Source organism: Loktanella sp. IMCC34160, assembly GCF_004145845.1.
GTDB lineage: Bacteria > Pseudomonadota > Alphaproteobacteria > Rhodobacterales > Rhodobacteraceae > SELP01.
On sequence record NZ_SELP01000008.1, the window covers coordinates 15,254 to 37,326 of the forward strand.

21 protein-coding genes are annotated in these 22,073 nt (G+C 62.1%); 11 read left to right on the plus strand and 10 right to left on the minus strand.

Going from position 1 to position 22,073, the window contains the following annotated elements; genetic code table 11:
• Positions 1-16: 16 nt before the first annotated feature.
• The 3 genes from EU803_RS17005 to EU803_RS17015 all read left to right on the plus strand — a co-directional run bounded on the left by EU803_RS17005 (position 17) and on the right by EU803_RS17015 (position 1,832).
• A complete protein-coding gene (locus EU803_RS17005; RefSeq protein WP_129685064.1) occupies positions 17-337 on the plus strand; it encodes a hypothetical protein in 321 nt (106 codons plus the stop codon).
• Between the two features lie 510 nt (positions 338-847).
• Positions 848-1,483, plus strand: coding sequence for an OmpA family protein (locus EU803_RS17010; protein ID WP_129685066.1), 636 nt, complete (start codon positions 848-850; stop codon positions 1,481-1,483).
• Positions 1,484-1,667: 184 nt separating this feature from the next.
• Positions 1,668-1,832, plus strand: coding sequence for a DUF3309 family protein (locus tag EU803_RS17015; RefSeq protein WP_129685068.1), 165 nt, complete (start codon positions 1,668-1,670; stop codon positions 1,830-1,832).
• A gap of 25 nt (positions 1,833-1,857) precedes the next feature.
• On the opposite strand, the gene EU803_RS17020 is transcribed toward EU803_RS17015, so the two are convergent.
• Positions 1,858-2,592: a Crp/Fnr family transcriptional regulator gene (locus tag EU803_RS17020; protein ID WP_129685070.1), complete on the minus strand. Its 735-nt coding sequence runs from the start codon at positions 2,590-2,592 to the stop codon at positions 1,858-1,860.
• A gap of 146 nt (positions 2,593-2,738) precedes the next feature.
• Between EU803_RS17020 and EU803_RS17025 the strand changes: the two genes are divergently transcribed.
• The 3 genes from EU803_RS17025 to EU803_RS17030 all read left to right on the plus strand — a co-directional run bounded on the left by EU803_RS17025 (position 2,739) and on the right by EU803_RS17030 (position 4,360).
• Positions 2,739-2,975, plus strand: a complete 237-nt coding sequence (locus EU803_RS17025) for a hypothetical protein (protein ID WP_129685072.1) — start codon at positions 2,739-2,741, stop codon at positions 2,973-2,975.
• A 208-nt stretch (positions 2,976-3,183) separates the two neighbouring features.
• A complete protein-coding gene (locus tag EU803_RS18890; RefSeq protein WP_277985714.1) occupies positions 3,184-3,315 on the plus strand; it encodes a hypothetical protein in 132 nt (43 codons plus the stop codon).
• Positions 3,316-3,442: 127 nt separating this feature from the next.
• A complete protein-coding gene (locus EU803_RS17030; RefSeq protein ID WP_129685289.1) occupies positions 3,443-4,360 on the plus strand; it encodes a DMT family transporter in 918 nt (305 codons plus the stop codon).
• Positions 4,361-4,516: 156 nt separating this feature from the next.
• Here EU803_RS17030 and tcuB read toward each other — a convergent pair whose 3' ends face one another.
• From tcuB to EU803_RS17045, 3 genes are read right to left on the minus strand one after another with little or no spacing between them, the layout of a single operon-like run.
• On the minus strand, positions 4,517-5,665 hold the full coding sequence (tcuB, locus tag EU803_RS17035; protein WP_129685291.1) for a tricarballylate utilization 4Fe-4S protein TcuB: 1,149 nt from the start codon (positions 5,663-5,665) through the stop codon (positions 4,517-4,519).
• The gene (gene tcuA, locus EU803_RS17040) at positions 5,655-7,052 is read right to left on the minus strand and encodes an FAD-dependent tricarballylate dehydrogenase TcuA (protein ID WP_129685074.1); all 1,398 of its coding nucleotides are present in this window, start codon (positions 7,050-7,052) and stop codon (positions 5,655-5,657) included. The genes tcuB and tcuA overlap by 11 nt, the downstream gene beginning before the upstream one ends.
• Positions 7,049-7,732, minus strand: a complete 684-nt coding sequence (locus EU803_RS17045; RefSeq protein WP_129685076.1) for a GntR family transcriptional regulator — start codon at positions 7,730-7,732, stop codon at positions 7,049-7,051. Before EU803_RS17045 ends, tcuA begins: the two co-directional genes overlap by 4 nt.
• A gap of 105 nt (positions 7,733-7,837) precedes the next feature.
• Here EU803_RS17045 and EU803_RS17050 point away from each other — a divergent pair, with 105 nt between their 5' ends.
• On the plus strand, positions 7,838-8,878 hold the full coding sequence (locus tag EU803_RS17050; RefSeq protein ID WP_242494408.1) for an AbrB family transcriptional regulator: 1,041 nt from the start codon (positions 7,838-7,840) through the stop codon (positions 8,876-8,878).
• Positions 8,879-8,903: 25 nt separating this feature from the next.
• Here the strand turns inward: EU803_RS17050 and EU803_RS18675 are convergent, their stop codons facing one another.
• The 5 genes from EU803_RS18675 to EU803_RS17070 all read right to left on the minus strand — a co-directional run bounded on the left by EU803_RS18675 (position 8,904) and on the right by EU803_RS17070 (position 14,196).
• Positions 8,904-9,065: a hypothetical protein gene (locus EU803_RS18675; protein WP_165352890.1), complete on the minus strand. Its 162-nt coding sequence runs from the start codon at positions 9,063-9,065 to the stop codon at positions 8,904-8,906.
• Between the two features lie 9 nt (positions 9,066-9,074).
• Positions 9,075-9,890, minus strand: a complete 816-nt coding sequence (locus EU803_RS17055; protein ID WP_129685078.1) for a universal stress protein — start codon at positions 9,888-9,890, stop codon at positions 9,075-9,077.
• Between the two features lies 1 nt (position 9,891).
• Positions 9,892-10,980 (minus strand): 4-oxalomesaconate tautomerase, encoded by a 1,089-nt coding sequence (locus EU803_RS17060; RefSeq protein WP_129685080.1) that lies wholly within the window; start codon positions 10,978-10,980, stop codon positions 9,892-9,894.
• A gap of 17 nt (positions 10,981-10,997) precedes the next feature.
• The gene (locus tag EU803_RS17065) at positions 10,998-13,028 is read right to left on the minus strand and encodes a tripartite tricarboxylate transporter permease (RefSeq protein ID WP_129685082.1); all 2,031 of its coding nucleotides are present in this window, start codon (positions 13,026-13,028) and stop codon (positions 10,998-11,000) included.
• 82 nt (positions 13,029-13,110) lie between these two features.
• On the minus strand, positions 13,111-14,196 hold the full coding sequence (locus EU803_RS17070; RefSeq protein WP_129685084.1) for a tricarboxylate transporter: 1,086 nt from the start codon (positions 14,194-14,196) through the stop codon (positions 13,111-13,113).
• Positions 14,197-14,343: 147 nt separating this feature from the next.
• Here EU803_RS17070 and EU803_RS17075 point away from each other — a divergent pair, with 147 nt between their 5' ends.
• Together EU803_RS17075 and EU803_RS17080 are read left to right on the plus strand one after the other, a co-directional pair.
• Complete coding sequence (locus EU803_RS17075) at positions 14,344-15,015, plus strand: response regulator transcription factor (protein ID WP_129685086.1); 672 nt, start codon at positions 14,344-14,346, stop codon at positions 15,013-15,015.
• An 11-nt stretch (positions 15,016-15,026) separates the two neighbouring features.
• On the plus strand, positions 15,027-16,403 hold the full coding sequence (locus tag EU803_RS17080; RefSeq protein WP_242494404.1) for a sensor histidine kinase: 1,377 nt from the start codon (positions 15,027-15,029) through the stop codon (positions 16,401-16,403).
• A 273-nt stretch (positions 16,404-16,676) separates the two neighbouring features.
• On the opposite strand, the gene EU803_RS17085 is transcribed toward EU803_RS17080, so the two are convergent.
• Positions 16,677-17,597, minus strand: coding sequence for a DJ-1/PfpI family protein (locus EU803_RS17085; protein ID WP_129685090.1), 921 nt, complete (start codon positions 17,595-17,597; stop codon positions 16,677-16,679).
• A gap of 75 nt (positions 17,598-17,672) precedes the next feature.
• Here EU803_RS17085 and EU803_RS17090 point away from each other — a divergent pair, with 75 nt between their 5' ends.
• Together EU803_RS17090 and EU803_RS17095 are read left to right on the plus strand one after the other, a co-directional pair.
• Positions 17,673-20,153: a CoA transferase gene (locus tag EU803_RS17090; RefSeq protein WP_129685092.1), complete on the plus strand. Its 2,481-nt coding sequence runs from the start codon at positions 17,673-17,675 to the stop codon at positions 20,151-20,153.
• A 4-nt stretch (positions 20,154-20,157) separates the two neighbouring features.
• Complete coding sequence (locus EU803_RS17095; protein WP_129685094.1) at positions 20,158-21,828, plus strand: N,N-dimethylformamidase beta subunit family domain-containing protein; 1,671 nt, start codon at positions 20,158-20,160, stop codon at positions 21,826-21,828.
• Positions 21,829-22,073 lie beyond the last annotated feature (245 nt).

Genomic DNA, 22,073 nt, shown 5'->3' on the forward strand with positions numbered 1-22,073 from the left:
GCGTCTGCTTTGGGACATGGAAGAACATTTCTGGACCGGTGGCGCCGACAACGCGCGTGCAACGACAGCGTCCAATGCCGTCATGGTGTTTCCCCATCCGCCCGGCATCCTTCAGGGGGAACAGATCTGGAACCATCTGCGTGACAGGACCGGCTGGCGCACCATTGTCATGTCCGAACGGCGCATCACGCGATGTCGCGACATCGCTATTCTCACCTACCGCGCCTCGGCGGAGAAGCCCGAATTGCCGATCTACAAGGCACTCTGCGCGTCGACCTATCTTAACGATGACGACAAATGGCTGAGGATTTCCCACCAGCAAACTGCGATGAGTTGACAAGCGCTGATGCAATCGACGTGCCGCTTGCGCCGGGACTAACCTTAGTCAGTGCGGCGTGGTTTCGACTCGGGCTACATGAGATGTGCCTGCCGATTATTTGGGGGGCACCTTTTCGGAGTACCAGAGAAGCGTGCGGACAGACCTTTCCCAATAGGATCGGCTTGTCGGCACGCTTTTTTCGGAACGTCTGAACAGGACATGTCCAACGACTCCCAACCAGAACAAGATTGCCGAGACCGGCACTGACCTCGATGTGGGGCCGCCTTTCAATGTGTCGCATGACCTTTGCAGGCAGTCCAAAACGGCGCCAGTCGCTTCAGAGCAGAAGCGCGCGTGGGACCAGAAGGCGACCACGTTGAATAGGGTCGACGAAGAAAGTTCTTTCTTTCTGAAGGGCTGACCAAGGTTAGAGCGGCTTGTGGCTCCAGAGGCGAAAAGAGTTGATCGCCATTCTTCTTTGAAACGGCAAAACGCCGTCTTCGGGAAGGGGCATAAAGGAAAACTCAAATGAACAGGATCACAGGAATTATTTCCGCAGCAACCGTCATCACACTGGTGAGTTGCACCTACAATGATGGCTCGCCGAACCAACCGGCAACCGGCGCAGTCATTGGCGGCGTGACAGGGGCGGCCATCGGCAATGCCATTGGGGACGACACGCGTTCCACCATTATTGGCGGAGCGATTGGCGCCGCAGTCGGAGGCGCCATCGGAGCCAATATGGCCGAGCAGCAACGCGAGTTGGACCGACAGCTCGCAGGCACTGGCGCAAGCATCACCAACACCGGCAGTCAACTGCGGGTGATCCTCCCCGAAAACGTCACCTTTGCGACCGGCTCCGCTACGGTGGCTTCCAGTTTCCTGCCAGTCCTGCGCGAGGTCGCCCGTTCGCTTAACGCGCATCCGAACTCGACTATCCGTGTTGTGGGTCATACCGACACCGTCGGCTCTGCCGCCTATAACCAGCAACTGAGCCAGGACCGGGCATTGGCCGTCGCGCGCATCCTGGTCAGGGACGGCGTTTCCTCGTCGCGGTTAACTTACTCCGGACGGGGCTTCAACGAACCGATCGCGACAAACGCCACTGCTGCTGGCAGGGCCCAGAACCGCCGGGTCGAAATCCTGATTACGCCGACACGTTGACCCGCATCCGCACGAAACCGACGCCCTTGTAGTAGGATACTCTTGGCCGTCACGCCTCGTGGCGGCCGCAATCCTCGGGAAAGGGTGTATAATGGACTGAAGGCAAATGATCCGCCCCACAGAGGCACAGACATCACCGGCGCGTATTCCCACTCGGGCGCGCGCAAACAAAGGAGAAAGCACCATGTCGATTGGTACAATTCTGGTCATAATTCTTGTCGTTTTTCTGCTCGGCGGGTTCAGCGGGCGCTTCGGGGGCTACGGCTATGGCTTCGGCCATGCCGGGACTGGTGCTCTCGGGACAATCCTGATCATCGTGGTGATCCTTATGCTGCTCGGCCGCATCTGACCGCCGAAAGGCGGCTCCAGCGGCTTCAGGCAAGCAAGGGCCCCGTCTGATCCAGATACTCCGGATCGAAGTCGGCGAATTCCGTCAAACGGGTATAATCGTGAAACGTCACGTGGCCGTCGCGGAAGGTCACCAATCCGCTTTCGCGAAGCTGGCGCAGGACGCGGTTCACGTGGACTGCGCTTAGCCCGAGAGCATCCGCTAGGTGATATTGCGTCAGCGGGCAGTCGTATCCCTTCTTGCTGCCCATACCCACCAGCGCCAGCCTGGATCCCAACTCCAGCAGGAAATGCGCCATGCGCGCGTCCGCATTGCGTCGGCCGATCCCGACAAGATGTTCCACAACCATCGCCTCGTCTCTTGATGCCGCCCAAAGGATGGCGGTCGCCAGGCGCGGCGTCTGCGCGATGGCCTCAAGAAGATCGCTTGCCAGAACTTCGGCGGCCTCGATGTCGACAATGGGTTCGAAACTATGGTCCGACGTGCGCAACAGAATGCTCCGCAACCCCAGAAAATCCCCCGGCACCTGGAAATCAACGATTTGCCGGGTCCCATCGGCCTGAAGCTTGTAGGAGCAGACCCAACCTGAGGACAGAATATACGCGGCCTGAGCCGACTGGCCCTGATGCACCATATCGCGCCCGGCTACGAAGGTGCGGCGACGCTGATGCAGCCGGGCAAGCACGGCCAGTTCCACATCGGACAGAGCGACGAAGGCTGAAAGCTTTCGGGTCAGGGGGCTTTGCTCTGCTGGCGTCATGGATCTGCCGACCTTTCGTGATCCAAGGGCGGTTATCGGACCGCACACTGCTTTGGATCAGTCCAGACTAGAACAATTCCTGAAAGATGTACGGATGAATGTGAACCACACCTCGCGAGTTCACGGTGCGAAGGAAGGAAATCCAGATGTCCACCGCGAGCGAACATGCAGGTCAGGCCGCCCTATCCATCTGCGAGGCGCTGCTGCTTGCCATGAACGACCGCCGACTACTGCCGGAGCACGAGATCTTGGGGGTTCTTCGCGACGCCGCCGCGTCCCATGAGAACGCCGTCGGCACCGACCTCGAAATGCAAAGACACAAGGCCGTTGCGGAGGTGATCAATGCGATCATCGCGGGCGGAAACTCTGTTCGCCGGATGTGACGCAATACGACGGGGGCTTGATCCGAAGTCTCGAAGAAAACCTAACGGTGCGTCGCCGTCCGGCGCGCACCGAAGGCGCTGAGACGACCAAGGGCGATCTCGCATCCCCGACATCCAAAGACGCACGAAAGAACTTCCACCGGCAGGACAGTTCGGCGCCCGTCCAACCGTTTGAAAGCACAACAAACACAACATCGGAGGAAATCAGATGTCGAAAGGCAACAAGAAACGCGGAAATCGTGAAGTGAAGAAACCGAAAAAAGTAAAGGAGAAGACCCCGGCGACGGCTGTTTTCGCCAAGGAAAATACGCCGCTCAACATCGGCAGCAAACGGAAGTAGATTCCGGACATTCGCATATCTGCCGGTCGAGCGATTTGAAGCAATCTGCGCCAATGTCGCGTATGTGGCATCAGGCCCCGGGCTTGGACGTTAGGATCTATTGAAAGACGACCTTAACCGGCCCGAAATGAATTACCTAGCGACAGACCCTTCCAAAGCGGATGCCCACAAGCACGGCGTCCTTTTCGTCTTCGCGGCTGGGGTGCTGTGGTCGACCGTTGGCCTCGGCATTCGTCTGATCGAAGATGCGGTGGTCTGGCAAATTCTGCTGTATCGGTCGGTCAGTTTGTCGCTGTTCCTATACGTGCTTATTCGAATTCGGTCTGGTGAGAGCCCGTTCGTTCAGGTCCGCCGACTTGGGTCCCCAGCAATCATCGCCGGGCTGTCACTGGTCGCGGCCTATTCGGGGGGGATCTATGCGATCCAAAACACGTCGGTTGCAAATGCGATGCTGCTATTTGCGACAGCGCCGTTCATGGCCGCGGTGCTGGGATGGATCACGTTGCGAGAAACCGTCCGCGCCGCAACCTGGATAGCGATCACCGTCGCAATTGTCGGAATCTCGATCATGGTTGCTGATAAGTCTGGCAGCGTTGCATTGAAAGGCAGTCTTGCGGCCCTTGGGTCCGCGGCGGGCTTTGCCATCTTCACGGTCGCGTTGCGATGGGGCCGGATGGGAGAGATGCTGCCCGCGGTCTTTCTTTCTGGCCTTTTCGCAATTGTCATAACTCTGGCAATTTGCCTTGGTCTTGGGCTTTCGGTGGTTATCGGCCCAAAGGACAGCGGCATCGCGCTGGGCATGGGGGTATTCCAGGTAGGGGCGGGTCTGATCCTTTATACGCTGGGGTCGCGCAGCCTGCCCGCTGCGGAGCTCGCACTGTTGTCACTGGCCGAAGTCCTGCTCGGCCCATTCTGGGTGTGGCTGTTCTTAGGAGAAAGCGCGAGCCCATATACGCTGATCGGCGGCACGGTTCTACTCGCGGCCATCGCGGGAAATGCGCTGTCAGGCCGGCGACAAAGACTGCCGCCGATTACCACACCCTGACGTCACCAACCTGCGATGGGCGAGTGACAAAGACCACCGTTTCCAAGGACGCGACACGCTCGACTACTGTGCACGGCCTGCAAGAAAAAGACGTGCCATCGTCCGCCGTCGGCGATGGATCGGGTCTGCGGTCCCGCCATCCGCGCCACGCAGTTCTCAGGTGTTGTTGCGTGCAAGATCGCCGTTCGAGTTCGCGGTAGGGGATGCCGAAGGGTTCATGGACATGGACGCCCGCTGCGACAGATCGGACAACCTTTGTGCGTCGACCGCAAGTGCGGCGAGCCGATAGAACCCGTGCGCCATCTTGGTAAAGGGCGTGAGCAGGAAGAACGCCAGCACCGCCCCGAGGTGCAGGGCCAACAGCAGCGGCATCGCAGCCGTCTGGCCGAATGCATAGAGCACAAGCCCGCTGAAGCCCACAAAGCCCAGAAGGCCGACGAAAGCGATCTCGCCGCCAAACGCACCCTGCGCACCAAGCGCCCGGTCCGATCGCAGCTTGAGCCGGATCATCTCGGCGCAGCCAAGCACCAAGAGCAGCCCGCCCGAAAGGCCCAGCAGTTTCGGCAGGGAAAACAACCCGTAGGGCGCGGGCTTGTCCAGCGCATAATCCATCACCGTGGCCACGCTGGTCGAGGCAAAGCACAACAGGAATCCATGCATCACCGCCTGATGGACGGCCCGCCTGGCATGGCTGAACCGGTCTTCATCTTCGAAATTGCAGCCATCGCCGTGCCCGCCGCGCAGGTTCTTCATATTGGCAGCCTGCCCAAGAGCTGTCACCAGATGCATCCATTTCAAAGGCTGCGCCTCGACCCGCCGCCAGTATCGGCGCAGGCTGATGCCAATGCTGACCAGCGGAAACAGGAAGGCGGGCAGGAAGATCGCCACCATCGCGTTGTGCGACAGGACGGCATAAAAGCCCGCGCCGCCCAGCGACCCCAGCGCCCGCGCCGCCCAGAACAGCAGGGCAAAACCGATGACCGCAGCGACGGCGATCATAACGCCATTCTTCTGAAAGGCCCGGCCCGCCGTCTGCGGAAACGCCAGATCTCCCCAGCTGTCCTGCCGGACATTGGCCAGCGCCTGCGGCAGGTTCAGGTCAAATTCATGCGGGGCGGTGTATTGGCAAGCGTAGTAGCAGCCGCGGCAGTTGTGGCACAGGTTCGCCAATTGCGTCAGGTCGCCATCGCTGAAGGCGCGTTCGGCATGCAGCGCGGGGAAGACCGAACAATAGCCTTCGCAATAGCGGCAAGCGTTGCAGATCTCGGCCTGACGACGGGCCTCTTGCAGCAGATCAGTTTGCATTTGCATGGGCCGCGGCCTCCTTGCCTGCGATGCGTCCAAAAACGGTCCCGATGGTCATGCCGAACCCGGCCAGATAGCCCTGACCAAGGATCGATCCGGCCATGGTTTCGCCCGCCGCCCACAGGTTTCTGACAGGGCGGTTGCCGATGGCGCATTGCGCGTTCTCGTCGACCTTGAGCCCCAGATAGGTGAAGGTGACCCCGGTGCGCAGCGAATAGCCGTAGAAGGGTGGTTCGGTGATGGGCCGCGCCCAGTTGGTCTTGGGCGGGGTCAGGCCGGTGGTGGCAACGCCGTCCAGTTCGGTCGGGTGGAACGCCGACGTGTCCCCGCAGGCGGCGTTGAACTCGGCCACGGTCTGCACCAGCGCCTCGGCAGGCAGGTCCATTTTTTGCGCCAGTTCCTCCAGCGTGTCGGCCTTGATCGGTGGGAAGACCGACGGCATGAACAGGTTCAGCGACTTGGCGTCGATGATGACATATCCCACCTGATCGGGCTGCGCAGCGACCAAGCGGCCCCAGATCGCATAGCGTTTGGGCCAGACATCCTCGCCTTCGTCGTAGAACCGCTTCGCGTCCTTGTTGACGACAATGGAAAACGGCACACAGTCCAGCCGCGTAACGATGCCGCCATCGAACTTCGGCGCGCGCCCGTCGATGGCGACGGCGTGGCATTGCGTCGGGTCGCCGACCTGCTCGATGCCCTGGTCCAGCAGATCGGCCAGCACCACGCCGCGGTTGTAGGGGGTGCCGCGGATCAGGAAATTCTTTGCCGTCGGTCCCCAGGCGCGGGCCAGCCAGTCGGTATCCGCCTGAAACCCGCCCGAGGCAACGATGACCGATTTCGGCGCGACACGATGGGTTTCGCCATTCCGGGTGTAGTCGATGTAATCGATGTGGTCCTCGGTCAGTTCCAGATGCGTGACCGATGCCTCATAGGCCACCTGCACACCCAGCTGTTCAGCGGTGCGGTAATAGGCGTTCACCAGCCCTTTGCCGCCGCCAAGAAAGAACGCGTTGGTCCGCGCCAGCGACAGGGTGCCCGACAGCGAAGGCTGAAAACGCACCCCGTGCGCTTCCATCCATGGCAGGCAGTCTTCGGATGTGCGGATCGCCAGTCGGGCCAGCCCCTCGTGTGTCTTGCCGCCGGTGACCTTCAGCAAATCGGCAAGGTATTCTTCCTCGGTGTAGCTGTCGACCAGCGGACCCAGCGGCCCGTTATGCATACAGCGGAAATTGCGGGTGTGGCGCGAATTGCCGCCACGATAAGGTTTTGGCGCGGCTTCGAGGATCAGCACCTTTGCGCCCGCCTCGGCAGCGGTGATCGCGGCACAAAGCGCGGCATTGCCGCCACCGATCACGACGACATCAGGGGTCTCGGTCGAGGTCACAACAGGTCTCCGTCATAGCCTGGCGTTCGGTGGGGCAAAGCACGCAGCGCGCGCACCCGAACCCGTTGAGCGGCCTCGATATGGGCACGCATCGCCGCTTCGGCCCGAAGCCCGTCACGCGCCTTGATTGCGTCCAGAATGCCAAGATGTTCCGCGACCGCCTTTTCGGCGCGGTCCGGGTCGGTCAACGTGGTTGGTCCGAGGATCATCAGCGCCTTTTGCAGCGTATGGATCGAGCGTGCGAGAAAGCGGTTTTTCGCCGCGTCCAGCAGGGCCGCATGGAACTGGCGGTTCAGGATGAAGGCCTCGGGCGCGTTGGCCATTTCCCCCATCTGCCGGTTCATGTCGATCAGCTCTTCGATCTCGATGTCCGAAGCCGCCCGCGCCGCCAGCCTTGCGGCTGTGCCTTCTAGCACGGCGCGCATTTCGTAAAGCTCCATGACCTCGGCGTAATCCAGAGTCCGGATGGTGGCGCCCTGCCGGGGGACATGGGTGACGATGCCATCGGCCTCAAGCTGGCGGATCGCCTCGCGGACCGGTGTGCGCGACACGCCCAGCCGGTCGGCCAGCTCGGTTTCCCGCAACCGGTCACCGGGGTTCAGCCGCCCTTCGCGCAATTCGGTCAGCAGGCGCGCATAGGCAACGTTGCCCTGCGGGGTGCCGTCGTCCTCTGTCGTCATTCTGACCTCCAATCCAATCTTGTATGCAAATGGATACAAGCGTATCCATATAGGCGTCAAGAGAGTCGGGAGGCCGGTTTGCGCAAACATTTCCTCGATCAGCCGCTGCCGAGGCGCGGGCTGACCTTTGCCCTCGCCACGTTAGGAACCGCGCTGTTCTGGCTGCTTGACCTGCCGTTGCCGTTCCTTTTCGGCCCGATGGCGTTTTGCCTTGCCGGGGCGCTCGCACATCTTCCGCTCAAGGGGTTCGGGAAGATCTCGGTCGCCGCGCGAACCGTCCTTGGCGTCGCCGTGGGCGCTTCGATCACGCCCGCCGTCATTTCCGAACTGCCGCGTATGGCGGTTTCGGTCGCTTTAATCCCGCTGTTCATCGGGCTGATCGCGTTGATCGGGGTGCCGTTCTTCCGAAAGCTGTGGGGGTTCGACGGGCCAACCGCCTATTACGCCGCCATGCCCGGCGGCCTTCAGGACATGGTGATCTTTGGCACCGAGGCGGGGGCGAACCCGCGTGTGCTGTCCCTCGTGCATGCCACACGTGTCCTGATCATCGTCACTCTGGCCCCCTTCATCCTAAGCCATTTCTACGGGGTGGGCCTGACCAACCCGATCGGGGCACCCGCCGCCGACCTGCCGCTGCATGAGCTGCTGATCATGGTCGCCGCCGCGTGGATCGGCTGGAAGGGTGGCGAGCGGATCAAGCTGTTCGGCGCGTCGATCCTGGGTCCGATGATCGTCACCGCCGTTCTGTCACTGACCGATGTGATCCATGCCCGTCCCCCGGCCGAGGCAATCCTAGTCGCACAGTTCTTCATTGGCTGCGGGATCGGCGTGCAGTTCCTTGGCGTGACCTGGAGAGAATTGACCCGCGTCGTCGCGGCAGGCATCGCTTATGTTATGGTCCTTGCGATCCTTGCGGCGGGATTTTCCGGCCTTGTCACCGCGATGGGGCTGGGCGCCCCGGTCGAGGCGTTTCTGGCCTTTGCACCCGGCGGTCAGGCAGAGATGACCGTTTTGGCCATTGTTACCGGCGCGGACCTGGGTTTCGTGATCACCCACCACCTGACGCGGATCGTCATCGTGATTATCGGAGCACCAGTGCTGGCAGGTGTCGTTGCCCGTAACCGGAAGGGGGGAACGGACGGGTAGGCCCGGCCCGCATTCGCGGCAGGTTCTACCCTTGGGGCGATAGCGCCCTTATCGCCCGGCTTACCCGTTCGTGCAGGATCATCAGGTCTGCCTTGGCCTCTGCGTCCGTCGCCATGCGCTGCGACAGGTCTTTGCGGATGTCTTCAAGCTCGCGCCGCAGACGGCTCAGCTTTTCGTAGTCGCTCATTTCGGCCCCTCAATGTGACAGGAGAACGGGGATGTCGATTTGTGACAGAACCTCTGCAGTCACGCCGCCCAGCAGGTCTTCGCGAAATTTCGAATGCTCATAGGCACCGAGAACCAGCAGGGACGGTTGATGCCTGCGGCACCAGTCAATCAGCGTGGTGGCCACTGGATGGGATTTTGGCCAGTCTTCATGCACTGCCTCGACCCCGTGGCGGGAGAGGTGGATCATCAGGTCTTCGATGGGCCAACCGCCGCGCGAACCCACGGTAAGGACACTGACGCGCCCACCATCTTCAAGCAGGCGCAGGCTATCCGACAGCGCGCGCGCCGCGGCCCGACCGCCGTCCCAGGCCAGCGCCGTATGGCCAAGACCGCCATCCCCGACATAGCCCGCCGGTACAACGATCACCGGCCGCCCGGACATCAGCGCGATGCGGTCGGGATGCAATGTCACATGTTCGTCGTCAGTATCTGCATGATGGCCGACAAACAGCACATCATAGTGCCGCGCCGCCTCGGACAGGACGCTGTCAACGCGCCCGGACACTTGCTTGAGCTGGAGGGCATTTGTCAGGCCAAGCGTTTTCCGCTCGGCCTCGAATTTCGTTTCGATCTCGCGCAGGATGTCGGTATTGGCGGCCTCAAGAAGCGCGCGGGCCTCCTTTGGTATCCAACGCGAGCGCTTGTCGATCACCTCGTGCGTGGAATGTGCCAGCAGGGCGGTGACGTGGGCGCCCAAGCGGTTCGCAAGGGCCGCCGCATACCGCAGCGCCGCCACCGATCCGTCCGAGCCGTTGAAGGCCACCAGCAGGTTCATCATCGGCATCCTAGTGTCCTTTCCAGACCGAGGCGGGCACATAGATCTGGCCATCCGCCAGCTTGCGCGCCGTGCGCAGCAAACCCGCCGAGCTCAGGGCAAAGCCCTCGTTCATTTCAAAATCCACAAGTACCTCGATCGTGCCCGAGGCATGTTCCAGCACGACATTGGCGGGGCTCTGGTTTGGCCGATCCAGCAGGCCATCGGCCACCGTGCCCGGCGTCAACGCACAAGAGGCAAGGCATTGCGACCCGGTGACGGCCATCGAAGGGTGCGTCGTCCAGGGCATGAAGTACCGGGTGGAAATTGTCCCGCCATCACGCGCCGGCGCCAGAAGGCCGAATTTCGGCGTGACAGACTGGCTGACGTCGCCCATGCCCATGGCCGCCCCTGCCTTGAGGCGCACAGCCTCCATTCGGGCAAAGAAGTTACGGTCAGCGTCCAGTTCCTCGACCGTTTCATATCCGGTCAGGCCAAAGTCCGCCGCGCGGGCGATGACCATCGGCATGGCCACGTCCATGCAGGTCACTTCGACCCCGTCGAACGTGTCACGCAGGTTGCCGGTCGGCAAAAAGGCCCCGGTCGACGAGCCGACGACCCCCATGAAATTCAGCGCGATGGGGGCGGCCGAACCGGGCACGCCCGCGATCTCGGTATCGCCGTCATAGCGCAGCACGCCGCCAGGCGTCTGTACCCGCGCCAGCACATGCGCCCCGGTGTTGACGGCGCGGATCCTGATCTCAGTCACGTCACTGGCTGGCACAACCAGCCCCATCTCGATGGCCGCCGGACCCACGCCCGACAGGATGTTGCCGCAGGTGGGTTTGAAATCCACCTGCCTTTGGTCGACCGAAACCTGCGCAAAGAAGTAATCCACGTCGGCCCAGTCATCCTCCGACGGTGACAGCATGGCGACCTTTGTGGTCACCGCCACACCGCCGCCGATGCCGTCGATGTTGATCGAATGTCCGGCGCCAATCGCGGCGATAAGCACCTCGGCCAGCGTTTCGCGGTCGGCGGGCAAATCGGCGCGGTTGAAATATGGGCCGCGCGAAGTCCCGCCGCGCATGAAAATGAACGGTATACCGGTCTGTGTCATGTCATCCTCTCTGGGGATCAGGTCAGTGGCCAGGGAAGATCGACCGCGTCCTGCAGCAGGCCCGGCGGGAAATCGCGGTTCAGGGCGCCGCCCATCACGCACATCAGCGCGATCCCGCATGCAGCCAGCAGCACGGCCTTGGGCCAAGGTGCCTGCGCGCGAACCCGTAGGAAAGCCACAAGGAACCCGGCCAGCGCGAGGATGAACCCAAAGACATAGGTGGCGGCGATCAGTGCAGCGAACCATGCAAGCGTGCCCCAAAGTCCGTAGGGCGCATCCGCGTCCTCGCCGGCCTTCTCCTTGTCGGCAAAGATCATGTGCCCTTCCGGCCGCAGGATCATCTGAACCAGCAGGATCAACAGGGCGACAAGGGTGATCCCGCCGATGACCAGAGGCACGATCTTGTCGGTCATGTTGTAGTCGGGGATCATGTTGGCGTTCACCAACGCGGCGACCACATAAGCCATGATCACAAGCAGGAAGATCATCGGTGCCCGCTTGGACCCGGCCTGAACCTCGCCCTCGGCCATGATGGATTTCGCCTGCCGAATTCCCAACACGACCGAGACCACGGTCACGACAAGCAGAACGATCACGATGGGAGAAAAGATGTATTCCATCCCGTCTTCAAACGACTTGCGGAACCGGAAGGACGCGATCTGGAACGCCTGGTTCGAGAACTTCTCGACCGGATCCGACAGCACGAACCCGATAAGGAAAGCAGGGCGCGACCAGTCAAAGCGGCGCAGGAAGATGCCGATCAGGCCGATCGCGAACAGTGCAAGGATGTCTTCGAAGTTCTGGCCCGACTGGAACGCCGCGAAGGCGATCAGCATGAACAGGAACGGCGCAAGATAGGTAAAGCGAATGGTCGTCAGGCGGGCGATGCCCCCGGAAACCGCGATGCACAACAGCGTCCCGGCCACGTTGGCCAGCGCCAGCAGCCAGACGATCGAATAGGTGATGTCTAGATTGTCACGCAGCATGCCGGGGCCGACTTCGATGTCGCCCGAGCCGAGCAGCCCGATTGCGCCGATAAACACGGCCATGGACCCCGAACCGGGGATCCCGAACAACAGCGTCGGGACCAGCCCGCCACCTTCCTTGGCGTTGTTCGAGCTTTCCGGCCCGATCACGCCGCGAATCTCGCCCTTGCCAAAGTTCGATTTGTCCTTGGTGGTCTGCACCGCGTGGCCATAGGCGATCCAGTCGACGACCGATCCGCCAAGGCCGGGGATCACGCCCACGACCACACCGATCAGCGAGCAGCGAACGGACAGCCATTTGTTTGCCATCCAGTCCCGGACGCCATCCATCCAGCCAGAGCCGAGCGCGGCATCCTTGGCAATAGATCTGTCCTGCCGCAGCAACGAGACGATCTCGGGCACCGCGAAGACGCCAAGGCCGACGATGACCAGCTGAAGGCCATCCGTCAGATAGGGAATGTCATAGGTCGCCATGCGCAGCGAGCCGCCCGCGTCGGCGATGCCGATGGTTCCGATCAGCATGCCAAGGCCTGCCGCTGCAAGCCCCTTGAGCGCGACGCGCCCGGCCAGGACCGCGACCATCGACAGGCCGAGGATCGAGATCATCAGCATTTCCGGCAGGCCAAAGGCGAGAACCAGCGGCCGCGCCACCACAATGAACAGGGTCAGGAACAGGGCGCCGACGAGCCCCCCGAACAACGACGACGTAAAGGCCGCTGACAGCGCCCGCGCCGCCTGTCCCTTGCGGGCAAGCGGAAAGCCGTCCAGCACCGTTGCCTGCGAGGCAGACGAGCCGGGAATACCCATGAGAACTGAAGAGAAGGTGTCGGATGTCGGCACCACCGCGACCATTCCGATCATGAGGGCGAGGCCAAGGACCGGGTCCATTCCAAACATGAACGGCAACAGCAGGGACAGTCCGGCGATGCCGCCGAGACCCGGGAAAACACCCACGGCCAGTCCCATCAGGACGCCCGCTAGAAGATAACCCAAGACGACAGGTTGCAGAATAAGTGCCCATGCGTCGGCAAGCGCCGGCAGGGCGGTGGCGAACATATCCATCGCACCGTCTTTCAGTTGTTTGGCAGAAAAAGGGGAAAGATGCGGGCCACCGCCGGTTTGGCGGGGCCCGCAGGGGTCTCGATTACTCGATCACGACACCGTAGGCTTCGCTCAGCCAATTGATGACAAACGCCTTTGCGTCAGCCGTCACCGAGGTTGCTTCGCGCGTCGCGTTTGCCGCACCCGCGCCGACAAACATCGGGTATTCGCCCACTTCGTTCGACGAGAATTCAGCAAAGTCGGGACGAGCGCGCACGGCTTCGAATGCCGCAACATAGGTGTCGACGACCTCTTGCGGCGTGCCCTGCGGCAGGAAAGCGATCTTCTGCGACGGGTAGCCCGCAATGAAGAAGGCTTTCCATGCTTCCCATGCAACGCCTTCGGTTTCGCAACCGTCGGTCGCCTCGCAGACTTCCTTGAAGCTCGGGATATCCGGGAAGGTCGGGTCGCGCACAATCACACCGTTTTCGTCCAGCGCGCCCCAGGTCATCATCGGCACCGCGCTGCCCGCGTCCACAAGATCGGAGGCGCCGGAAAGATAGCCGGAGGTGGTCTGGTAGTCGATGGTCGCTTCGCCGCGTTCAAACATCAGGCGCCCGTCGCCCCGGCCCTTGATGCCGAAGACAGGTTCGACATTCATGCCAAGCATTTCCCAGGCCAGCAGCGGCACAAGGTCAAGCCCGGTCGCGCCCTGCGAACCGAAGATGAAGTCGATGTCCTGAAGATCGTTGGCCGATCCATCAAAGCGCGCCCCGTCTTCGGCATTGATGTAGGCAACGCCACCGGTGCCCGTCGCCATGACCGGGATCCAGTCTTGATATTCGTAGCGCACGCGCGGATCGCCCAGAAGATAGGGGAACTGGGTGGAACCGGAAGAACCGAACAGAAGCGTGCCGTCGGTGTGGACCTGCTCCTGGAACCAGTTTGCGCCTTTGGTCGAACCCGCGCCCGGCATGAATGTGACGACAACCGTCGGATTGCCGGGAAGCTCTTCGGACAGGAGCGGCGCAAAAAAGTTGGCCCAACGCGCGGAACCGCCGGTTTCCGAAAACGGGATCACCCACTCGATGGTTTCGCCAGAAAAATCCACCTCGGCCGCTGCCGGGGATGTAAGAATTGCGGCTGCGGCAACCGAGGTCGCGAGCGCTTTGATAGTCGTGATGGTCATTGGTGTCCTCCCGTAGACCTTGTCGCGCCGCGGGATTGCCCGACGCGCCGAATGTTATCTTTCAAGGGAATGATTCCCTCCTCCAACAGCGGCACCTTGCGGTTTCAAGCTTGCACGAAACTTGCGCGACATGACAAAGAAGTAACCATGCGCATTGCCGTCATCGAAGACAACGAGGCCCTGGCGAACGGAATCGCCTTTCGTTTGCGGGACAGAGGACACTCGGTGGATCTGCTCCACGACGGGGCAGAGGCGGATGCTTTTCTCGCACAGGAAGGCGCCGATCTGATCGTCCTCGACCTCAACCTGCCGCACATGGACGGAATTGAGGTGCTGCGCGCGCTGCGTCAGCGGGGCGATGGGACGCCAGTGATCCTTTTGACCGCCCGCTCCGAGACCTCGGAACGTGTGGTCGGACTGGATGCCGGGGCGGATGACTACCTCACGAAACCGTTCGACATGGACGAACTGGAGGCGCGGCTCCGCGCCATGGCGCGGCGCAAGAACCTTGAATTCGCGGCATTTGATCGCTTGGGCGAACTGGTCTTTGACCGCTCGGGTCGCCAGCTCTTGCTGAATGACCAGCCATTGGACATTCCACGCAAGGAAATTGCGACATTGGAATGTCTTCTGGAACGGCGCGGGCGGATCGTGTCCAAGTCCCTACTGATCAACCATGTCTACGGTATTGGATCGGACTCCGATGACAGCGCCATCGAACCGCATGTCTCGCGCCTTCGAAAGCGGCTTGAACCCTATGGTGTCCGGATCAAGGCAGCGCGAGGACTGGGATATATGTTGGTCGTCGAGAATAGCTGAAAGGGAAAATGGTGTCCCCCAGAGCCTTGTCATTGCGGCTGCGGTTGTTTCTGGTGATCCTGCCTCCCTTGCTGCTGGTATCCGTTCTGCTTGGGTTCTGGCGATTTCAGGCGGCACAACGAACGTCAGAAGACCTTTTCGATCGCAGCCTGCTGGCCGCCGCCCTTGCTATTTCGCGTGATGTCGCAATCTCTGAAGGCGACGCGCTCTCGCCCAGCACCCGCAATTTCATCTCGGATGCGGGCGGTGGAGAAATCTTTTATCACGTGACCGGACCGGCCGGTTTCTATGTCACCGGATATGCCTATCCGCCGCGCCCTGCCCAGCCTCTCGCCCGTGACTCACCGAGCTATTACGAAGCTCGATATCGCGACGAAGAGATGCGTGTGCTGCGCATCATCGAGGAGGGCACATTCAATGATCAACCGGGGCAAATGGTCGTCACTGTTTGGCAACGGATCAGCGATCGTCAGGCATTCGCCCGCGATCTGGCCTTTCGCGCCATCGCCTTGATGTCCGGTCTCATGATCACGCTTGCCTTGGTGGTCTGGTTCGGTGTTCAGATCGGCCTTCGTCCACTGAACAGCTTGATGGATGCGATCAATAAACGGTCTCCGGATGACCTGAGCCGCATCCGGCGTCCGGTCCCTACCGAGGTTGCCGGCGTCGTCGCGACCCTGAACCGGTTGCTGGGGCAGGTGCAGGATAGTCTCGAGACCCACCAGTCCTTCATCTCGGACGCGGCCCACCAATTGCGCAACCCTGCCGCGGCACTCCTTGCCCTTGCCGAGACCTTGCCCGATGTCCGGGACGAGACTGAGCGGGCCGCCCGTCAGGCCGAACTGATTGCCGCCGCGCGCGCCTCTGCGCGGTTGGCGAACCAGCTCTTGTCGCTGGAACGGCTGCGATACGATGTCGACCAGGCTCGGGTTCGGTTCGACCTTGGAGATGTTGTCGAAACGGTCTGCGAAAACCTCGCACCCGTGGCGCTGTCCCGAGACATCGACTTTGTTCTGGATCGGTCGGAATTGGCTCTGCCCGTCGACGGCAACCCTGTCCTGATCGGAGAGGCCGTGACCAATCTCATCGAGAACGCACTGCGCCATGGCGGCGATCAGATGACGCGGATCACCGTGCGCACGGACGCCGATGACGCAACGATCGTCGTCACGGTTCAGGATGACGGGCTGGGTATTCCGCTCGACCAGGCCGAAACCGCGTTTCGTCGGTTTTCCCAGTTGAGGAACGGCGAAGGGACCGGTCTTGGTCTCGCCATTGTCGAACAGGTCGTGCGCAGGCACAGCGGCACTGTGCGATTGGAAGACGTGGCAAATGGCACCTGTGTCCGGCTGGAGTTTCCCCGGGCGGACCAGCCGGAGATCAAATAGAATTGAAGGGCGGCGTTCCCTTGGCGTGCTAAGGTCCCACCAGCGCAGACCGGCCCCGATATTCCGGTCGACTGGGTTCAGGAACACTCTCGCAGCGGACGCAAGGAACGCGCGGCCCAAGGGTGGGATGTATCGCCCGGACACCTGTGCGGTTTTGGAAAGATGAAGCAGGGGGGCACTCCTCAGCGGTGCACCATCCTGCATGTCCGCTCGGGCCCTGAGACGACGGCCTGACTTTGCGCCACCTGCAGACGTTCCGATCCGTTCGTCAGATCACCCTGCAAGTGCGCGTTTCAGTGAGGCAGCGCAAGAGAACCCGCAGAGCGGCGCCGCATCCGCCGCAGAAATGCCTTGCTGCATCATGAGTTCTCGGGCCCGTGCCAATCGCATGTGTTGGTAGCATCGGCCGGGCGAGAGGTTCAGCTCGGTTTCGAACAGTCGCGCCATCGTCCGCAAGGTCAGCCCGGCTTCGCGCGCAATTTCGACCAAAGTCCGGGGCGCCTCGATCGAGCCGGCCATCAGGTTTAGAACCCGACGCACGCGCGGGTTGGGGTGGGTCGGAAGGTCACCGAAAACTCTGTCCTCTTCGCCCGCGACACGAGGCGCATTCAGGAACATCGAGGCTGCCGTGAACCGCGTCGCCTCGCCGAAGCGTCGGCTGATCTCACGAAGGACAAGTTCCATCGCACCGGCCGCACTTCCGCAGGTCAACCACTTCCCATCCAGGGCAAATGGTGCACGGACGGTCTGCACTTCGGAGAAGGTTTCGGTGAACTCATCCAGCAACTGCCAGTGCAGGGCCGCGCATCTTCCATCAAGATAACCCGCCGCTGCCAAGAGCCATGGCCCAGTGTCTGCGGCGATGACCGTCTGCGCCCTGCGCGCAAGCGCCAGTGCGGTCCGGGTCTTTGTGTTTTCCGCCTCGCTACGGAACCGATCGCCCCCGACGATGATCAATAGATTGCAGGCTTCTGCGTTGGACAGTGGCCGATCTGGTGACAAGGATAATCCGCTAGAGGACCGTACCGGGCCATCATGCGGGGTCAGGATGGTCCAGGTAATGGCTGCGCCCTGCTCGTCGCGAACCACGCGCAACGGCTCCAGCAGGCACGCCAGAACCATGTTCGAAAACGCCTCAAACAGCAGAATATTGATCCGCAGCTCCGACGATCGGTTTGGCAGATTCGGTTTCATCTTTGGCAGTATCGGTGATTTCGTGCGGATCGGCTATCGCACATTCTGCCGAGGAACCCCATTCGGAGAACGGCCATGGTCGAACGCCCCCTGTCTCACTTACGTGTCCTTGATTTCGGCCATTATATTGCCGGGCCCATGGTGGGAATGATGCTGGCCGATCTGGGTGCTGAGGTAATCCGGATCGATCCACCGGGCGGGCCGTGCTGGACGGATCCTGCCTTTGATATGCTCTCTCGGGGCAAGCGGTCCCTGGTCCTAGACCTGAAAACCGACGCAGGGCGCAAATGCGCGCTCGACCTGGTTGCGCGTGCCGATGTCGTGATCGACAATTTCCGCCCCGGCGTCATGGCGCGGCTGGGACTTGGCCCCGCTGATCTGCGCGCCGCGAACCCCGGCATCGTGTCGCTGTCGCTGCCCGGTTTCGCCTCGACCGATCCCGAACTGGCGGGATTGGCAGCCTGGGAAGCGGTAATCGCCGCGCGAACCGGACAGTTCACCGATATGGGGTTGAACCGGCAGTTGATGGGGATCAACCCGTCCTTCACGCCGCTGGGGCTCGCCTCGGCCTACGGCGCGGCGTTCGGCGCGATGGCGGTGCTGTTTGCCCTCGGCGCGCGGGACCGGATGGGGGGTGACCATATCGAGGTGCCGCTGGCCTCGGCCCTATTCGAAGGGTTGGTCTACAACTGCGAACAGGTGCAGGACTATCCCGCCCGCTACAAATCCCCGCGCGAGGTGGAACTGGACCGGCGGCGTGCTGCCGGACTTCCGCTGAACCTTAGCTATTCCGATCTGGGGGAATTCCTCGACCCCTTCTATCGCACCTACACCTGTGCCGATGGTCGGGGTTTCTATGTGGTGTCCTGTTCGATCAAGACCCATCAACGCCGTGCGCTGCAGGTGCTGGGACTGGGCGATCTGGCGGATACGCTGCCGGACTTTGACGCGTATTTGGATCAGAAGGACTGGCCCGCCGAATGGGCCCTGCGCAACTACCCGGTGGGCGCGCGTGACCGCAAGCTGGTGTCCGACGCCATGCAGGCGGCATTCCTGACCCGGCCATCGTGGGAGTGGGAGGCGCTGTTCGGCGCGGCCAAGGCGCCCGCCACTGCACAGCGCAGCACCCCCGAATGGCTGGCCGATCCGCACGCGTTGGCGTCAGGATTGGTGGTCGAAGTCAAGGATCCGCGTCACGGGTTGATGCGGCAGATGGGCAATCTTGTGTGGCTCTTGGACGACGCGGAGGCGATGAACAAACGGCCCGGCCCGATTGCCGATGACTTCCGCACCGATCTGCCTGCTTTGCTGGCCGAAAGCCCCCGAGCCGCGCCGCAGGTTTCGGGCCAGGGCGGTTGGCTGGACGGTCTGAAGGTGGTCGACCTGACCAACGTTATCGCCGGGCCGACCATCGGGTCTACGCTGGCGCGGTTCGGGGCGCAGGTCACATCGGTTCAGCCGGTCAGCCCCTCGGTCGATCCTTGGAATGCGATCGTCTTTGGACTGCATGCCCATCGGGGCAAGGAAAGTGTCTTGCTGAATCTCGGAAGCGACATGGGTCGCAAGGCACTGGACCGGCTAATCGCGGACGCCGATGTGGTCACGATGAACGGCACTGACGAACAGCGTGACGCATTGGGTCTGTCACCGGACCAGCTTGCGGCGCTGAATCCGCGTGCCATCCTTGTTCAACTGGACGCCTGGGGTGGTCCACGGCGTGGACCCAAGTCCGATCATCTGGGCTATGACGATCTCGCACAGGCTGCGACCGGGGTGATGGTTCGCTTTGGAGGTGGGGCCGACACCCCCGAGGAACATGCCCATTTCGGCACGATCGACGCGCTGACCGGTCACGCCGCCTGCGTGGCGCTAGGTGCGGCGCTCGAGCGGCGACGGTTGACCGGCAAGGGTGGCGTGGCGCGGGCGGCATTGGCAGGCTGCGGCCAGATGATCCAGGCGCAGTTCATGTATGATTTCGATGGGCGCGCGCCTTTCGACGAACCCGCCGGTCGTCAGGCACATGGCTGGGGGCCGTTCTATCACTGCTATCGCGCCGCCGATGGGTGGATGTTCTTTGCGGCGCCCAGCGAAGGCGACGCTGCGTTGGCCCGGGTGCCGGATCTGGCCGATCTCGCGGGGCGGGCCGAAGACGGGCTGACAGAGGCCCTTGCCGAGCGTTTTGCCGCCCGTCCTATCGCCTATTGGCAATCGCAGTTTGCGCATGGGTCTGCCACGGTCGTGCCGCTGGGGTCGCTTCTCGTCAATCGCGACGCCAGCCTTCAACGCGAAAGCGACGGTCCCGCTGATATCCAGCGGGCGACGTATCGGGCAATCCGGCATGACCGGCACCCGATGGGTCGCTGGGTCGATCTGGTTGCCCCCAACGCGATCCGCCCCGAGCGCGCTTCGATCACCATTCCCGGCCATGCGCCGAAACCCGGCACTCAGACCCGCGCGATCCTGACACGGATCGGGCTGACGGAAGACGAAATTTCTTCCATGATCGACCAAGGGGCGGCCGCGACTGGCTGGTCCGAAAAATACTTGCCGGAGTGACGCCATGACAACCGAGGGTCCCGGATCTGCGATCACCCCCCGAACCCGTGCTCGCGCGCGTCATATCCTCGATCATTATTACATCGGTCCGGCACGCGACCAGGACGTATTGGAAATCTGGGGCTACACCCCGCGCATGTCCTACGCGCCGGGGGACGAGGTCGCGCTGCATGTTTCGACCACTGCGGACCGCTGGTCGTATGAGGTGGGGCGGGACGGCGTCGAATATGAACCGCTGCTGCGGGGAAAGGACCTGCCGGGCACCCATCACAACACACCTGCAGACTGTTCCGTAGCAGGTTGCGGCTGGCCGGAAAGCGCAACATTCAAAGTGCCCGATGACTGGCGGCCCGGCGGTTACCTGATCACGCTCAGGGCAGAGCGCGACGGCGATCACGTCGAAGAACACCATCTGATCCTGATCCGCCGTGCGCCCCATTTGCCCCGTTCGCCCTTTGTGCTGGTCTGCGCGACGGGAACATGGCTCGCGTATAACTGTTGGGGCGGGTCCAATCACTACGAAGGGATCACCGGACCCAACGGGAATGAGTTTTCCCCCGTCGTATCAACTCAGAGACCCTGGGCGCGGGGGTTCTGCAAACTGCCTGCAGGCGCACCGCGTGCCATACCGGACCATTCGCCCAGAAAAGGCGAGATGACGCGGTATCCCTATATGGAATGGGCCTATTCCTATGGCTATTCCAAGAAATACGCCTCGGCCGGGTGGGCCAGCTATGAACGCCATTTTGCCCGCTGGGCAGAGGCCGAAGGCTATGATCTGGACTATTGCTCGCAACTCGACCTCGACTCCGATCCCGATCGCCTTTCGGGCCATTCCTGCGCCATTTTCGTGGGTCATGACGAGTACTGGACGGCACCGGCGCGGGACGCGGTCGACGCCTTTGTTGATGGTGGCGGGCGCGTGGCGCGGTTCGCGGGCAATTTCCTGTGGCAGACCCGGCTCAGCGACGAGGGCCAAACCCAGACCTGCTATAAATACGTGGCAGAACGAGATCCAATGGCCAGCAGTGACACGCCCCATCTGACCACTGCCGCGTGGGAGGTCGCACCCGTCAACCGCCCCGGCGCGCTGACTTTCGGCGTCAATGCCCTGCGAGGGGTCTATGCGGGTCTTGGCCGCTGTGCAGGCAACGGTCCGGGCGGGTTCACGGTCTACCGCCCGACGCACTGGGCGTTTGACGGTGTGGGATTGGGATATGGTGACGTTCTGGGCGCGCCATCGCGCATTTTTGGTTACGAGGTTGATGGGCTGGACTACCGGATGGAGGACGGTCTGCCCTTTCCCACCTGCACCGACGGCGCGGTGCCCGAAATCACCATCCTTGCCATGGGATTGGCCACCAACATCGAGGCCGATACAGGCGTCTGGGGCGAGACACTGTATATCGGCAGCGCCGATGCGGCCTTCAAGGCGCAGGCGCTTTTCGGCAAGTTGACGCCTGAAACGCTCGACGCCTGCTCGCGGGGCAACGGCATGATGATCCATTGGCAAAAGGGCCGGGGCGAGGTGTTCACCGCCGCCACCTGTGAATGGGTGGCCGGGCTGATACACAGCGATGCACAGGTCATCGCGGTCACCCGCAACGTTCTGAACCGCTTCGGAGGTGAACACGCCGAAGGACGAAAGGATATCCAGGCGCGATTGGAACTCTAGCCTACGGGTGGTCGAAGACCCGCTGGCCCAGCATGGAATCGACGTATCGCGCCAGCCGTTGCGGGTCTGGGTCGGAAGGCTTGTGCAGGAACTTTCAAGAAAGATCGGTCGCTGATTTGCAGGCAGGTTGGTTACAAACGGCAGTCACAGACGTCAGCGACTTCCACACCGGCGCAAGGGATACACGGCTCTAGACCACCGTCCTCGGACCAGCGCGAGTATGGCAACTACCCGCGTGAACCGGC

Coding starts and splice junctions, on each gene's coding strand:
- EU803_RS17005 (WP_129685064.1), top strand. CDS start 17: ATGGAAGAACATTTCTGGACCGGTGGCGCCGACAACGCGCGTGCAACG.
- EU803_RS17010 (WP_129685066.1), top strand. CDS start 848: ATGAACAGGATCACAGGAATTATTTCCGCAGCAACCGTCATCACACTG.
- EU803_RS17015 (WP_129685068.1), top strand. CDS start 1,668: ATGTCGATTGGTACAATTCTGGTCATAATTCTTGTCGTTTTTCTGCTC.
- EU803_RS17020 (WP_129685070.1), bottom strand. CDS start 2,592: ATGACGCCAGCAGAGCAAAGCCCCCTGACCCGAAAGCTTTCAGCCTTC.
- EU803_RS17025 (WP_129685072.1), top strand. CDS start 2,739: ATGTCCACCGCGAGCGAACATGCAGGTCAGGCCGCCCTATCCATCTGC.
- EU803_RS18890 (WP_277985714.1), top strand. CDS start 3,184: ATGTCGAAAGGCAACAAGAAACGCGGAAATCGTGAAGTGAAGAAACCG.
- EU803_RS17030 (WP_129685289.1), top strand. CDS start 3,443: ATGAATTACCTAGCGACAGACCCTTCCAAAGCGGATGCCCACAAGCAC.
- tcuB (WP_129685291.1), bottom strand. CDS start 5,665: ATGCAAACTGATCTGCTGCAAGAGGCCCGTCGTCAGGCCGAGATCTGC.
- EU803_RS17045 (WP_129685076.1), bottom strand. CDS start 7,732: ATGACGACAGAGGACGACGGCACCCCGCAGGGCAACGTTGCCTATGCG.
- EU803_RS18675 (WP_165352890.1), bottom strand. CDS start 9,065: ATGAGCGACTACGAAAAGCTGAGCCGTCTGCGGCGCGAGCTTGAAGAC.
- EU803_RS17055 (WP_129685078.1), bottom strand. CDS start 9,890: ATGCCGATGATGAACCTGCTGGTGGCCTTCAACGGCTCGGACGGATCG.
- EU803_RS17060 (WP_129685080.1), bottom strand. CDS start 10,980: ATGACACAGACCGGTATACCGTTCATTTTCATGCGCGGCGGGACTTCG.
- EU803_RS17065 (WP_129685082.1), bottom strand. CDS start 13,028: ATGGATATGTTCGCCACCGCCCTGCCGGCGCTTGCCGACGCATGGGCA.
- EU803_RS17070 (WP_129685084.1), bottom strand. CDS start 14,196: ATGACCATCACGACTATCAAAGCGCTCGCGACCTCGGTTGCCGCAGCC.
- EU803_RS17075 (WP_129685086.1), top strand. CDS start 14,344: ATGCGCATTGCCGTCATCGAAGACAACGAGGCCCTGGCGAACGGAATC.
- EU803_RS17085 (WP_129685090.1), bottom strand. CDS start 17,597: ATGAAACCGAATCTGCCAAACCGATCGTCGGAGCTGCGGATCAATATT.
- EU803_RS17090 (WP_129685092.1), top strand. CDS start 17,673: ATGGTCGAACGCCCCCTGTCTCACTTACGTGTCCTTGATTTCGGCCAT.
- EU803_RS17095 (WP_129685094.1), top strand. CDS start 20,158: ATGACAACCGAGGGTCCCGGATCTGCGATCACCCCCCGAACCCGTGCT.